This is a genomic window from Clostridium zhoujianii (assembly GCF_051590805.1).
Lineage (GTDB): Bacteria > Bacillota > Clostridia > Clostridiales > Clostridiaceae > Clostridium.
Genome location: NZ_JBPUTF010000001.1, coordinates 1,965,111 through 1,979,786, shown reverse-complemented (window position 1 = coordinate 1,979,786; position 14,676 = coordinate 1,965,111). Strand labels below are relative to the sequence as shown.

General features: G+C 30.2%; 14 protein-coding genes and 2 other annotated features (1 of these 16 cut by a window edge). Of the genes, 13 read left to right on the top strand and 1 reads right to left on the bottom strand.

Annotation, left to right across the window (positions count from 1 at the left end; translation table 11 throughout):
* Nucleotides 1–34 (top strand) — a sequence feature (ribosomal protein L20 leader region) (it extends 89 nt beyond the left edge of the window).
* A 38-nt stretch (nucleotides 35–72) separates the two neighbouring features.
* From infC to pheT, 8 genes are all read left to right on the top strand, one after another.
* Entirely contained in the window at nucleotides 73–588 is a 516-nt protein-coding gene (gene infC, locus ACSYT2_RS09305; RefSeq protein ID WP_430855756.1) for a translation initiation factor IF-3, read from the top strand.
* A 21-nt stretch (nucleotides 589–609) separates the two neighbouring features.
* A complete protein-coding gene (gene rpmI / locus ACSYT2_RS09300; RefSeq protein WP_430855001.1) occupies nucleotides 610–807 on the top strand; it encodes a 50S ribosomal protein L35 in 198 nt (65 codons plus the stop codon).
* 25 nt (nucleotides 808–832) lie between these two features.
* Complete coding sequence (rplT, locus tag ACSYT2_RS09295) at nucleotides 833–1,192, top strand: 50S ribosomal protein L20 (protein ID WP_430855000.1); 360 nt, start codon at nucleotides 833–835, stop codon at nucleotides 1,190–1,192.
* Between the two features lie 295 nt (nucleotides 1,193–1,487).
* On the top strand, nucleotides 1,488–2,843 hold the full coding sequence (locus ACSYT2_RS09290) for a TrkH family potassium uptake protein (RefSeq protein ID WP_438384579.1): 1,356 nt from the start codon (nucleotides 1,488–1,490) through the stop codon (nucleotides 2,841–2,843).
* 12 nt (nucleotides 2,844–2,855) lie between these two features.
* The gene (locus tag ACSYT2_RS09285) at nucleotides 2,856–3,524 is read left to right on the top strand and encodes a potassium channel family protein (protein WP_430854998.1); all 669 of its coding nucleotides are present in this window, start codon (nucleotides 2,856–2,858) and stop codon (nucleotides 3,522–3,524) included.
* 13 nt (nucleotides 3,525–3,537) lie between these two features.
* Nucleotides 3,538–4,326, top strand: coding sequence for a TrmH family RNA methyltransferase (locus ACSYT2_RS09280; protein ID WP_438384578.1), 789 nt, complete (start codon nucleotides 3,538–3,540; stop codon nucleotides 4,324–4,326).
* Nucleotides 4,327–4,361: 35 nt separating this feature from the next.
* Nucleotides 4,362–4,580, top strand: a binding site (T-box leader).
* Nucleotides 4,581–4,761: 181 nt separating this feature from the next.
* Nucleotides 4,762–5,781, top strand: coding sequence for a phenylalanine--tRNA ligase subunit alpha (pheS, locus tag ACSYT2_RS09275; RefSeq protein WP_438384577.1), 1,020 nt, complete (start codon nucleotides 4,762–4,764; stop codon nucleotides 5,779–5,781).
* Between the two features lie 14 nt (nucleotides 5,782–5,795).
* Nucleotides 5,796–8,171: a phenylalanine--tRNA ligase subunit beta gene (gene pheT, locus ACSYT2_RS09270; RefSeq protein WP_438384576.1), complete on the top strand. Its 2,376-nt coding sequence runs from the start codon at nucleotides 5,796–5,798 to the stop codon at nucleotides 8,169–8,171.
* Between the two features lie 46 nt (nucleotides 8,172–8,217).
* Here the strand turns inward: pheT and ACSYT2_RS09265 are convergent, their stop codons facing one another.
* Complete coding sequence (locus tag ACSYT2_RS09265; protein ID WP_430854946.1) at nucleotides 8,218–9,420, bottom strand: CapA family protein; 1,203 nt, start codon at nucleotides 9,418–9,420, stop codon at nucleotides 8,218–8,220.
* 147 nt (nucleotides 9,421–9,567) lie between these two features.
* Between ACSYT2_RS09265 and ACSYT2_RS09260 the strand changes: the two genes are divergently transcribed.
* The 5 genes from ACSYT2_RS09260 to ACSYT2_RS09240 all read left to right on the top strand — a co-directional run bounded on the left by ACSYT2_RS09260 (nucleotide 9,568) and on the right by ACSYT2_RS09240 (nucleotide 14,566).
* Nucleotides 9,568–10,374, top strand: a complete 807-nt coding sequence (locus ACSYT2_RS09260) for a DUF368 domain-containing protein (protein WP_430854945.1) — start codon at nucleotides 9,568–9,570, stop codon at nucleotides 10,372–10,374.
* A gap of 252 nt (nucleotides 10,375–10,626) precedes the next feature.
* Nucleotides 10,627–12,114: an MBOAT family O-acyltransferase gene (locus ACSYT2_RS09255; protein ID WP_438384575.1), complete on the top strand. Its 1,488-nt coding sequence runs from the start codon at nucleotides 10,627–10,629 to the stop codon at nucleotides 12,112–12,114.
* A 13-nt stretch (nucleotides 12,115–12,127) separates the two neighbouring features.
* Complete coding sequence (locus ACSYT2_RS09250; RefSeq protein ID WP_438384574.1) at nucleotides 12,128–12,784, top strand: hypothetical protein; 657 nt, start codon at nucleotides 12,128–12,130, stop codon at nucleotides 12,782–12,784.
* A 71-nt stretch (nucleotides 12,785–12,855) separates the two neighbouring features.
* Nucleotides 12,856–13,167, top strand: coding sequence for a hypothetical protein (locus ACSYT2_RS09245; protein ID WP_438384573.1), 312 nt, complete (start codon nucleotides 12,856–12,858; stop codon nucleotides 13,165–13,167).
* 142 nt (nucleotides 13,168–13,309) lie between these two features.
* Nucleotides 13,310–14,566 carry a cell division protein ZapA gene (locus ACSYT2_RS09240; RefSeq protein WP_438384572.1) on the top strand — a complete coding sequence of 419 codons (1,257 nt, stop codon included), beginning with the start codon at nucleotides 13,310–13,312 and terminating at the stop codon, nucleotides 14,564–14,566.
* Nucleotides 14,567–14,676: the final 110 nt, after the last annotated feature.

Here is a 14,676-nt window from a genome sequence, read left to right as displayed (position 1 = left end):
AGGACGGCGCATTGCGCCGTTTTTTTTATATATTATAGAAATATCGCTTTTTATTTTTTTCGGAGGTGAACAATTATTAACAAAAAATATATAGTTAATGAAGATATAAGAGACAGGGAGATAAGAGTTATCGCAGCTGATGGAACTCAACTAGGTATTCTACAAACTGTGGAAGCACAGAGAATGGCTGATGAAGCTGAGTTAGACTTAGTTATGATATCACCAGGTGCTAAACCACCAGTTTGTAAGATTATGGATTTAGGTAAATTCATATATGAGCAATCTAAGAAAGAAAAAGAAGCTAAGAAAAATCAAAAAGTTGTCAATATCAAAGAAGTAAGAGTAAGTCTTACTATCGAAGAGCATGACATCGACATTAAAGCTAAAAATGCAAGAAAGTTCTTATTAGATGGAGACAAAGTTAAAATCACTGTTAGATTTAGAGGAAGAGAAATGGAACTTGGCCACTTAGGTCGTAAGATCCTAGATACTTTCGCTAGCAAGCTAGAAGATGTATGTATCGTTGAAAAGCCTGCTAAAAGAGAAGGTAGAAATATGACAATGATTGTAGGCCCAAAAAAGGCATAAACTGAGAGGAGGAAATTTATCATGCCAAAAATGAAAACACATAGAGGTGCAGCAAAGAGATTTAAGAAGACAGGTACTGGAAAGTTAAAGAGAGCAAAGGCTTTCACAAGCCATATCCTTACTAAGAAGACTTCAAAGAGAAAGAGAAATCTTAGAAAGACAGGATATGTTTCAACTACTCAAGAAAAAGCAATGAAGAAATTATTACCATACCTATAAGAGTTGGTTACAGGAGGTTTAAGAAATGGCAAGAGTAAAAAGAGCAGTAAACGCTCGTAAGAATCATAGAAAAGTTTTAAAGCTTGCAAAGGGATACTACGGTGGAAAAAGTAAGCTATTCAAGACAGCAAACGAATCAGTTATAAGAGCATTAAGAAATGCTTACGTTGGAAGAAGATTAAAGAAGAGAGATTACAGAAGATTATGGATTGCTAGAATAAATGCTGCTACAAGAATGAACGGTCTTTCATATTCTAAGTTCATGAACGGAATGAAGTTAGCTGGAGTTGACATCAACAGAAAGATGTTATCAGAAATAGCTATCAACGATCCAAAAGCATTTGCTGATTTAGTAGAAGTAGCTAAGAAGCACATAAACGCTTAATTATAAATGCGACCTAAAGTCGCATTTATTTTTTTACTTAAAATAAAAAGGAGTATATTTTATTTTGTAAATCTAACAGTATAAGATTTACAGGATATCGTATACTCCTATCTTATATGTATATTTGTAAGTAGCTTATATTTTACTTATTATAGTATATAATAAGAGGGGTATTATATATGTTTAATTAAAGTGAATTGTTAAAAATACCTTATAGTAAACTCCTATAGTCAACAGATTTCAATAGGAGATTATTAGATAATAATACAGAATGTATAACCTTTGAGGTGATATAATGAAAGAAAAATGGAAGATGAGAGATCATAAACTAAATGGAGTTCAGACACTAGTTATAGGTTTTATAATGGTAATATTTATAGGTGCAATATTATTAAGTTTACCTATATCATCTGTAAATGGGGAGCCAACAAGGTTTTTAGACTCACTATTTACATCAACATCAGCTGTATGTGTTACAGGTCTTGTGACAGTTGATACAGGAACCCATTGGAACTATTTTGGGCAAACTGTTATAATAATTTTAATTGAAATAGGTGGACTTGGCTTTATGTCATTTACTACTTTTCTAGCTATACTACTTGGTAAAAAAATTACTTTAAGAAAAAGGCTAGTAATGCAAGAGGCAATGAACACATTTAGTATACAAGGACTAGTGAAAATGGTTAAGTATGTATTAGGTTTTACATTTTCAGTTCAGCTATTTGGAGCTTTACTTATATCAACACAATTCATAACAGAATATGGGGTTTTGAAGGGGATTTTCTTTAGTGTATTTCACTCTATTTCAGCCTTTTGTAATGCTGGCTTTGATATAATTGGTAACTTCAATAGTTTGACAGGTTATTCTAGTAATACGGTTATAATGTTAACCATCACTATACTTATTATTATTGGTGGATTAGGATTCACGGTATGGATGGAGATTTATAGTTATAATTATAAAGGTATTAAGAAAATATCAGTACATACGAAAATAGTTTTATTAGTAACATCAGTTTTAGTAATTGGTGGAACAATATTTATGTTTTTATTAGAATATAAAAATCCGGAAACCCTTGCAAGTATGGGAATTAAGGATAAAGTTATGAACTCATTATTCGCGGCAGTTACTCCAAGAACAGCAGGCTTTAATAGTATTTCTACAGATGGTATGACAAATGCAGGTAAATTTTTAACTATTATTCTAATGTTTATTGGTGGATCTCCAGGATCTACAGCAGGTGGATTAAAAACTGCTACTGTTGGCTTAGTAGTATTAACTGTTATAAGTGTTATTAAAGGAAGAGAAGATACAGAAGCTTTTGGAAGAAGATTTTCAAAGGAATTAATATATAAAGCTTTTGCATTATTAATTATAGCTATGGGATTAGTTATAGTAGTAACTATGGTTCTATCAATAACTGAACCTAATGAATCCTTTATAGATTTACTATATGAAGCAAGCTCTGCATTTGGGACTGCTGGGTTAACAACAGGAGTTACTCAAAGGTTAAGTGGTGTTGGTAAGGTAATTATAATGATTACTATGTATTGTGGTAGAGTTGGACCATTAACAGTAGCATTAGCCTTTGCAAATAAAAGAAGAAAATCTGGATATAAGTATCCAGAGGGTAAGATTTTAATAGGTTAGGGGTTGAAATATATGGCAAATAAGCAGTTTGTTGTAATAGGTCTTGGTAGATTTGGAACATCAGTGGCAAGGACATTATATTCATTAGGAAATGATGTTTTAGTTATCGATAAAGATGAAGATTTAGTGCAAGATATATCTGATAGCGTAACTCATGCTGTACAAATGGATGCTACAGATGAAAATGCTCTAAGAACATTAGGATTGAGAAATTTTGATGTAGCGGTAGTAACTATAGGTGCAAATATTCAAGCAAGTGTTATGGTAACTTTATTAGTTAAGGAGCTTGGGGTGAAATATATTATAGCTAAAGGAAATAGCGATTTACATGCTAAGGTATTATCTAAAATAGGTGCAGATAGAGTTATTTTACCTGAAAAAGATATGGGAGTTAGGGTTGCACATAATCTTGTATCATCAAGTATTTTAGATTACATAGAGCTTTCTCCAGATTATAGTATAATGGAAATTGAAGCACTAGATGAGTGGGAAGGAAAATCACTAAGAGAACTTAAACTTAGAAGTAAATACGGAATAAATGTTATGGCTATTAAGAAAGGTGATGAAGTTAACCTTTCTCCTTCAGCAGATGATTTAATGGACAGGAAAGATATATTAGTTGCTATAGGATCTGCGGATGATATTGGTAAATTAGAAGGTATGATAGTAAAATTTAAATAATGAGGTGTAGAGTTTGGTTTTTATAGAAAGTAAAGATAATAGCCTATATAAAGAAACCAAAAAGCTTAAAGATAGAAAAGGAAGAAATAAAAGTTCTAAATATATAATTGAAGGATTTAGATTGATAGAAGAGGCATTTAAAGCCTCACTTCCTATTGAATATATTTTTCTAAGTGAGGATAATCAGGAAAAGTTAGATGAATACTTAGGAGAATATATTGATAATGAAACAAAGCTTTATGGGCTTAAAGAAAATTTATTAAAGGAATTATGTTCAACTGAGAAACCACAAGGAATTGTAGCAGTAGTTGGCATGAAGAAACTAGATTCAGAATTAGAGGGTAGTTTCTATTTATTATGTGACAAACTACAAGATCCAGGCAACTTAGGTACAATAATAAGAACAGCTCATGCAGCTGGAGTTGATGGAATTATTTTAACTAAGGGAACTGTAGATGTATATAATGATAAGACTATAAGATCAACAATGGGATCTTTATTCCACATTCCTATAGTAATTGACGATGAAGAAAATAGTATGCTTAGAAAGCTTATAGACAATGGATTTTCACTATTATCTACATCTCTTGAAGGGGATAAAGACTTCTTTAGTGAAGATTTAAGTGGAAAAATAATCATATCTGTTGGCAACGAAGGTAATGGGGTAAGCGAAGAAATATATAACCTTTCAGATAAAAAAGTAAAGATTCCTATGCCTGGTGGTGCTGAGTCATTAAATGTTGCAATAGCTACCTCTATTATACTTTATGAAAAAGTTAGACAGAATCAGTTGAAATTATAGAGAAAGATTTGTATAATAGATAAATAATAGAATATATAAAAACTATGATTGAGAGAGTAGGTATAATAAATTATTCAGGGAGAAGGGGTCTTAGACTGGAAGCCTCTTTATAGGGAGTTATATTGAAGTTCGCTCAGGAGTTCTAGCTATGAAAGTAAGTAGTGGCTAGCGGGGAACCGTTAAATTAACTAGAGTTGGGTGTCTATTAAAAGTAGAGCCAATTAGGGTGGTAACGCGGATAATCCGTCCCTTTATATTAGGGGCGGTTTTTTTATGTACAATTTTATATTTATAAATGATGAAGTATTTACTTTATACATTCAAAATTAAGTCTTTAAGGATTAAGTATTAATTGAATCCCTAGGTATATTAAAAAGATTAACAAGTATACTTGTTAATTCATTTATATACCTTACTTAAGAAAGGAGAATAGAAATGCAAGAAAAACTAATGCAAATTCAAGAAGTTGCTTTAAAAGAAATTGAAGCAGCAAGTAATAGCACAGCTATTGAAGAAATAAGAGTTAAGTATTTAGGTAAAAAAGGTGAACTTACTACTATGTTAAAAAGTATGGGGTCTTTATCTAAGGAAGAAAGACCTATAGTAGGTAAGATGGTTAATGATGTTAAAAAGGTAGTAGAAGAAAAATTAGAGGAAACTACAAAGGCAATAAAAGAGAAGGAAAAGAATGCTAAGCTTCAAAATGAAGTTATTGATATTACCCTTCCAGGAAAGAAGAATGTAATAGGGAAGAGGCATCCATTGGAATTAACTTTAGAAAGAGTTAAGGATATATTTATTTCAATGGGATTTGCAATAGAAGATGGTCCAGAAGTTGAATTAGATCATTACAACTTTGAGGCTTTAAATATTCCAAAGAATCATCCAGCAAGAAGTGAGCAAGATACTTTCTATATTAATGATAATATAGTTTTAAGAACTCAAACTTCTCCAGTTCAAATAAGAACGATGGAAAATCAAGAACCACCAATAAAAATGATTTCTCCAGGAAAGGTTTATAGATCAGATGCTGTAGACCCAACACACTCACCAATTTTCTATCAAATGGAAGGTTTAGTTGTTGCTAAGGGAGTAACTTTTGCTGACCTTAAGGGAACACTTGAGTTATTTGCTAAGAAGATGTTTGGAGATAAGGTTCAAACTAAGTTCAGACCACACCATTTCCCATTCACAGAACCATCTGCTGAAATGGATGCTACATGCTTTGTATGTGGAGGTAAGGGCTGTAATGTATGTAAGGGATCAGGTTGGATAGAATTATTAGGTTGTGGAATGGTTCATCCAAATGTTTTAAGAAATTGTGGAATAGATCCAGAAGTTTATAGTGGATTTGCTTTCGGATTTGGTATTGATAGAATGGTTATGCTTAGCTATGGCTTAGATGATATCAGATTATTATATGAAAGTGACATGAGATTCTTAAATCAATTCTAAAGGAGGATAAAGGAATGAAGGTACCATATAATTGGCTAAAAGATTATGTTGATATAAATGTAGATGCAAAAGAATTAGGGGATATCCTAACTTTAACAGGTTCACAGCTTGAAGAAGTAGAAATACAAGGAGATAATATTAAAAATGTGGTTGTTTGCCATCTTGATAAGATTGAAAAACATCCAGATGCTGATAGATTAAGTGTTTGTCAAGCTAATATTGGTTCAGAGGTAATTCAAATAGTTACAGCTGCAACAAATATGAAAGAGGGGGATAATGTTCCGGTTGCTCTTCATAAATCAATACTTGCTGATGGATCAGAAATTAAAAAGGGTAAAATGAGAGGGGTTGTATCAAACGGTATGTTCTGTTCTGAAGAAGAACTTGGAATTGCTGGAGATGAACCAGTTCATGGATTAATGATATTACCTGAAGATGCTCCAGCAGGAATGGATATAAAGGAGTATCTAGGATTAAACAAGGCTATTTTAGATTTTGATATAACTTCTAATAGACCAGATTGTTTAAGCATGATAGGTATGGCTAGAGAAACAGCAGCAGCTTTAGGCACTAAATATGAAATCCCAAACCTTAAGTATGAAGTTAAGAATGCTAATAATATTAGTGATGAATTAAAGGTTGAAATAAAAAGTAATCTATGCAGAAGATATATGGCTAGAGGAGTTAAGAATGTAAAGGTAGCTCCATCACCAGGTTGGATGCAAGAAAGATTACTAGAAGCAGGAATTAGACCAATTAATAATATAGTAGATATCACAAACTTTGTAATGCTTGAAATTGGTGAACCAATGCATGCTTTTGATGCTAGAGAGATAAAGTCAGGTAAAATTATTGTTGATACAGCGAAGGAAGGAGAAAAATTCACTACTCTTGACGAAACTGAGAGAGAATTAACTTCTGATGTTTTATGTATTAAGGATGGAGATAGAACTATAGGATTAGCTGGTATAATGGGTGGTTTAAACTCAGAAATACAAGAAGATACTACAGAGGTTGTATTTGAATGTGCAAATTTTGATGGAACTAATATAAGAGTTAATTCAAAGAAATTAGGTATTAGAACTGAAAGTTCATCAAGATTTGAGAAGGATATAGATCCAAACTTAGCGGCTTTAGCTTTAGATAGAGCATGTGCACTTGTTTGTGAATTAGAGGCTGGGGAAGTTATTAATGGAACAATAGATGAGTATCCATGCAAAAAGGAGATCAGCCACTTAACAGTATCATCAAATTGGATCAATAGATTCTTAGGTACAGAAATATCTAAGGAAGAGATGAAAAAGGCTTTAGATTCATTAGATATGGCAACAGAAATTGATGGAGATAATCTTAAAATAACAGTACCAACATTTAGAGTTGATATTGCTATAAAAGAAGATATAGCAGAAGAAGTTGCAAGAATTTATGGATATGATAAGATTCCAACTACTGTATTTGATGAAACTCCATTAAGAGAAAATAAGCATAAGAATGAGATTCTTAGAGAAAATGTTGTTAATTCATTAATAGGATCTGGAATTAATCAATCTATTTCTTACTCATTCTTCTCACCAAAAGCACTAGATAAAATAAAGGTTTCAGAAGATTCAATGTTAAGAAATGTTGTTAAAATTAAAAATCCTTTAGGTGAAGATTACTCAGTAATGAGAACATCTGCACTACCATCAATGATGGAGTCTCTAGGAAGAAACTATGCTAGAAATAATGACTATGCTAAATTATTTGAAATAGGTAAGATATATTTAAAGAATGAAGATGAAAATAAGCTTCCAACTGAAAAGAATATATTAACTATAGGTATCTATGGGGATTGTGATTTCCTAGATCTTAAGGGAGTAGTAGAGAATGTTTTAGATGGTCTTGGAATTAAAAAGGCTAGATTTGTACGTGAAAGCGAAAATCCAACATTCCATCCAGGAAAAACTGCAGCTATTCAATTAAGAGGTAAAAGTGCGGGGGTATTTGGTGAAATCCATCCAGATGTACAAGAAGAATACGGCCTAGATGTAGCTTGTTATGTTGCAGAATTAGATTTAGATCTTTTATATGAAGCAGCAGATACTAAGAAGGAATATACACCAATACCAAAATTCCCAGCAGCAACTAGAGATATAGCTGTATTAGTTGATGATTCAGTTTTAGCTGGAGATATTGAAGAAACTATAAGAAAAGCTGGTGGAGCTTTAGTTGAGAAAATCAGTTTATTTGATATTTATAAGGGTGAGCAAATTGAAGCAGGTAAGAAGAGTATTGCTTATGCTATAATTTATAGAGATCCTAAAAAATCATTAACTGATAATGATGTGAATAAGGTCCATGAAAAAATCTTAAAGAGCTTAGAACATAAATTAGGGGCTCAATTAAGATAAAAATAAAAAATGAGTAAACCATTTTGTGGTTTACTCATTTTTATTTTTAGGATTTTATTGTTGATTCAGTAGCATTATAAGAATCTTGAATTTTATTAAAAACATCTTTAGTAAATTTTCTATCATCTTTATCATTTAAAATCTCTTCAACAGGTAGTATATTATAATGGTCCTTGCCAGCTTTATCAACATATTTATATACCCAAGTTGGTTCAGTTTCATAGGACTTTAGTCTAACCTTACTGTCTTCATCTTTATATATGGTAAGAGTAATCATTAATCCATCTTCAGAGCGAATATTACCCATAGTTTCTTTTCTTTGATTTGAAACAAAATTTCCTAGGGAATAACAGACTAAAGTTTCTTTATCAGACTCATCATTTTTTATTGTCCTAACTGGTTGGACTACATGGGGATGACTACCTATAATTGCATCAACACCATAGGAATTAAGAACTTTTGCTATCTTTTCTTGTTCTTTACTAGGTAGTCTTTGATATTCATTTCCCCAGTGTAGATAGAAAATCGAGAATTCAGCCCCATCAGCTTTCATGGCATCCAATGTTGATTTCATACTAACTAAATCATTATCTATATTTGAGTCAGAGAATAGATTTATTCTTTCATTTAATTCTTTAGGGACTGGTATTCCATTTAAAGCCCTAGCTCCAGTAGAGTCTAAAGTAGAATAAGTATAATTCGTGATGCCTATTTTTATACCATTAATATCTTTAACTATATAATTTTTATCCTCAAGACTATTCTTTATGCCTATAAGATCAAAACCTGAGTCAGTAATAGCTTTAGAGGTATTATTAAAACCTTGCACACCTTTATCCAAAATATGGTTATGGGCAGAAGCTAGAACATCAAAGCCAGTATTTTTTAATGAGGATAAAAGCTCAGTAGGACTGTTAAAGGTAGGATACCCACTGTAAGTAGAACCAGCTCCTAAATATGAAGTTTCAGAGTTACATATAGCTAAGTCAGCATTAGATATATAGCTATTAACATAAGTAAAGAAATCATCAAAGTTATATGTGTTATTAATTGCATCATATCCTGATTTCAGCTGAGGACCATGCATCAGAACATCACCAGCAAAGACTATATTTATTTCCTTTGAATCAGTATTTGTTTCGGTCTTTGTTGAAATTGTTGAAACCGAGCTATTTTTACATCCTAAGAATGAAAAAGATAACAATCCTATAATAATCAGACAATATAATTTATACTTGTTTTTATTCATATAATCACTTCCTTAGGAGAAAGTATAACAGTTATTTACGAAGGTGTAAATATTTTACATAGTAATTAATGAATAGTTAAATTATAGATTTTGTGTGAACATTGTGTTAAAATTAATTTTGTTATCTATAAAAAAGGAGAGTATAGAATGGACATAATAAAAAAATTAATAATAGGTATGGTTATTGGTATATCGAATGTAATTCCAGGTGTAAGTGGTGGTACAATGGCTGTTGTATTTGGAATATATGATAAGCTTATTTCATCAGTAACAAATTTCTTTAAAGATTGGAAGAAGAATGTACAATTTCTTGGTACATTAGCTATTGGTGCGGTATTAGGTATTTTATTATTTACTAAATTAATAAAAGTGTCATTAGAAACTTATCCTGAACAAACAAAATTCTTTTTCATAGGATTAATAGTTGGAACAGTTCCATTATTATATAAAAAGGCTACAGAGGAAAAAGTTAATAAGATTAATTATGTATGGTTAGTAGTAGCTTTTTCTATAGCTTTTTTGATGGGATATTTGGGAGATCCAGAAGCAAAGGGAACTCTTATAACAAATTTATCTGGTATGAATATAGTTAAGATATTCTTTGGTGGTTTTATAGCAGCAGCTACAATGATACTACCGGGAGTCAGCGGTTCCTTTGTGCTTTTATTACTTGGATTATATGATAGTGTCATTACAGCAGTAACTAATTTTAATATTCCAGTATTATTTGTATTAGGATTAGGAGTATTATTTGGTTTTCTTACAATGACAAAAATAATAGAAACTCTATTTAGAAAATATCCACAAACAGCGTACTTTACAATATTAGGTCTAGTTGTTGGGTCAGTTTATGCAATATATCCAGGGTTTACATTTTCAATAGAAGGGTTAATCTCTATTATTACTCTTTTAATTGGATTTGTTGTAGCATATTTAATTGGAAGAAATGAATAACAAATTATTTTATATAATAAACAAGCTAAATAATTAGCTTGTTTATTTATTTTTAAGGAATTAAAAAAATATTATTACCTATATTACTGATTAGTCATATTATTAGTGAATTCTAAAATTTCCAAGTGTTATTATTAGGGAAAAATGGAGTTTATATATTTTTTATGCGAAATTTGACATAAAATAGTATTTAAAACATAATCTAGTAGTTAGAAAAGGTTTGAAGTTTATTCAAAATATGGAGGGGTAATAATGATATTCAATTCTTTGCAGTTTTTAATTTTTTTTCCAATAGTAGTATTATTATATTTTATTATACCAAATAGATTTAAATGGGGATGGTTATTAGTATGTAGTTACTATTTTTATATATCTTGGAATCCTAAATACGTACTTTTAATAGCAACATCTACAATAGTTACATATATGAGTGGAATTTTCATAGGTAAGGCCTGTGAAATAGAAGATAAAACAAGAGGAAGAAAATTAAAAATTTTCTATGTAGTTCTTAGTTTAGCAATAAATTTAGGCATATTATTTTTCTTCAAATATTATGGATTTTTCTCTCAGAGTTTAGTAAGAACATTTGAAATCTTTAATATTAGTCTTGTATTACCAAAGTTTGACATACTACAGCCGGTTGGAATATCATTTTACACATTCCAAGCATTAAGTTATACAATAGATGTTTATAGAGGGGATATTAAGCCAGAAAAGAACCTGGGTAAGTATGCCTTATTTGTATCATTTTTTCCACAGTTGGTAGCAGGTCCAATTGAAAAATCTAAGAATCTATTAAATCAGTTTAATTATAATTACAATTTTGATTATTACAGAGTAAAAAGTGGATTATTATTAATGTTGTGGGGTTTTTTTCAGAAGGTTTGTATTTCAGATAGGTTAGCTATTTTTGTAAATAGTGTATATGATGCACCAGAGAGCTATGCAGGTTTTCAGATAGTTATAGCTACAATTTTTTTTGCTTTTCAATTATATTGTGACTTCTCATCTTATTCAGATATAGCAATAGGGGCTGCAAAGGTGATGGGCTTCACCTTAACAAATAATTTTAGACAACCATATTTATCTAAATCTATAAAGGAATTTTGGCAAAGATGGCATATTACATTAGGAGGATGGTTTAAAGATTATTTATATATACCATTAGGTGGTAATAGAAAAGGTAAAATAAGATTGTATTTAAACTTAATGATAGTATTTTTAACAAGTGGATTATGGCATGGTGCTTCTATTAATTTTGTTATATGGGGTGGATTGCATGGATTGTATCAAATAATTGGAGATATTACTAGACCGATTAAGGAAAAAATTATAGGTCAGTTCAAAATAAGGACAAAGGTATTTAGTTATAAGCTAATGCAGATTCTTATAACATTTGTATTAGTAGATTTTGCATGGATATTTTTTAGGGCATCATCATTCCAAGCAGCAAAAACTATTATAAAAAATATGGTTATATTTAATCCATGGACGTTATTTGATGGATCAATTTTTAATATGGGCTTAGGAAGAAGTGATTTCTTTGTGGCTGTAATAGGTATTATAATCGTTATATTTATAGATTGGATTCAAGCCACTAAAGGACCAATAAGCATATTATCAGAGCAAAATTTAGTATTTAGGTGGGCAGTATATGTGGGTACAATTATTCTAATAGTAATATTTGGAGTATATGGACCAGGTTATAGTGCACAACAATTTATTTATTCTCAGTTTTAGGAGGTGTACATTAGTGAAGAAGTTAATATTTAAAGGTGCTACCTTAAGTTTAGTTGTTATAGGGATATTGATAATTATAAATCCAATTTTTATAAAAAAGGTCAGTCATAAAGCGAAGTTATATCAAGGATTATATAATAAAGAAAATAAATACGATATTTTACTTTTTGGATCAAGTCATATGAACAGCTCCATTAGCCCTAATATTTTATGGGAAAAATATGGGATGACAAGTTTTAATTATGGAACTGGTGGACAACCTATAGACGTAACATATCATTTAATGAAGGAAGCGCTTAAGAATCATTCAGAATCAAAGGTGGTTGTTTTAGATGTTTATTATCTTGGTTTAACAGATGAATATGGAACAGAAGGATATATTAGATATGTATTGGATAATATGAAATTATCATCAAATAAAATTGAAGCTATAAAAAACAGTACACCAAAGGATGAAAGATTAAGTTACCTTTTTCCTATATTAAAATATCATAGTAGGTGGTCTGAATTGGAAGAGGGAGATTTTAATTTTAATCTTGAATCAGGAAGAGAAAGCAAGGGGTTTGGTGCGGGAAGAAATATTTATGGTAAAGAAAATAAGTCTAATCTAGAAGATAGAGAAATAGGTGATATTCCTCCAAAATCTGAAGAGTATCTAAATAAATTATAGAACTATCAAAAGATAGAGGATTTCAGCTTATATTTACTAATGCTCCTTATGATTATACAAGTACAATTGGAATGGAAGGCTGGCATCAAGAATCTGAAAAGATGTATAATAAAATTGAGCAAATAAGTAAAGAAAATAGCATACCTTTCATAAATTATGCTTCTAAAGAAATGCTAAGCAAGATTAACTTTAATTTTGGGGCGGATATGCATGATAATGGACATTGTAATATATGGGGATCTACAAAGGTATCCTTAGATTTTGCGGAATATTTAAATAGCAATTATGAATTGACTAATCATAAGGGTGAAAATGAATATAGTCAATGGGAAATAGATTCGAAATTATACTTTGAATCTGAAAGGGAACTAGATAAGTATTAAAGTATTTTTATTTTATATTTCAATAATAATGTAGTTTAAATAAGATTGATTAGGAATAGGTATATTTTTTGTAAAAGCCAATTGTTTTATGTAAGAAAGTAACCTATAATTATATCTATAAGATCAGGCGAGAGGTGTTACTATGATTAAGGTTACAGTTAAAATAAATGGCATGGAATATAATCTAAAGGGTAGAGAAGATGAAGATTATTTAAAAGAAGTGGCAGAATATGTAGATAGTAAGATAAAAGAAATAACTAGTAAAAGCCCAATATTAAGCACTGTAGATGCAGTAGTATTAGCTGGATTAAATATAGCAGATGAACTATATAAAGCAGACGTTGAGATTGAAGAAATGAAGAAGAAAAAAGTATCTTTAGATGAAAGAAATCAAAGATTAAGAGATAGCATTAAGGAATTAAGAGATGAGTCTGAAAAGCTAGATAGAGAAAAGACTAATATTATTGATGATTTAAATAGCAAGTTAAATGTGCTTCAAGATGAAATTACTACATTAATGGAAGAAAAAAATGAACTAGCAATAGAAAATAATGAACTAAAGAAAGAAAATAATATTCTTACTAATTTAAATAATAAGCTTAATGAAGAAATAGTACAAGTTAACAATTTAAGTGAGATTTTAAATAAAGAGATTGTAGGAGTTAAGGATAAAAATACATCATTAATGGCGAAGGTACACAAAAATGTAGAAGCTGAGGAAGCTTTGAAGAAAGAGTTAACAGAAGCTATAAATAGTAAAGAAGGGCTTCTGAGAAAGTTAGACGAAAGTAGAATGAATGATGAGGTTCTTAGAGAAGAAATAAAAGGTTTAAAGAAGGAAAATAAGGAGCTTCAAAATGAAATAGATAGAGTAAGTAATTCAAAAATTTCATTGGAAGAAGAAATTGATATGCTTAAAGGAAGAAATGAAGAACTTAAAGGTGATGTAGATACATTAAACTTCAATCTAAGTGACCTAGAATATAAATTCGATGAAGTAGAAAAGGAACTTGACAAGAAGAGGGATTTAAATAAATCCTTAGAAGAAGAGATAGGATCTATGCAGGAGACTTTAAAATATTATGAAGGTGATAAGATAAAGTTAGTTAAAGATTTTGAAATATTAAATAAGGAAATAGATAATATTAAAGAAAATCATATTTCAGAGAAGGCATTTATAGAAGAAGAGCTTGATGAGAAGAAAAATATAATAAGAGATCTTGGAGAAAAGATTGAAAAATTAACTTATGAAAAAGCTAAGATAATGGAAAATAGAAGAGAATCTAGTCAAGAATTAAAAACTGCTAAGTATAAAGTATTAGATTTAGAAAAGAAGCTATTAGATGTGCAAATAGAGCTAGCTAAGATGAAGAAAGAGAAAAACTTACTTATGAAATAATCTAAGAGTGGCATTGCCACTCTTTTTTTATTCTATAGCAATGTATATGGTTAGGACTTCATTGTTAGGTTGTAATATAATAATTTTAATGATATAAATAAAAATAAAGA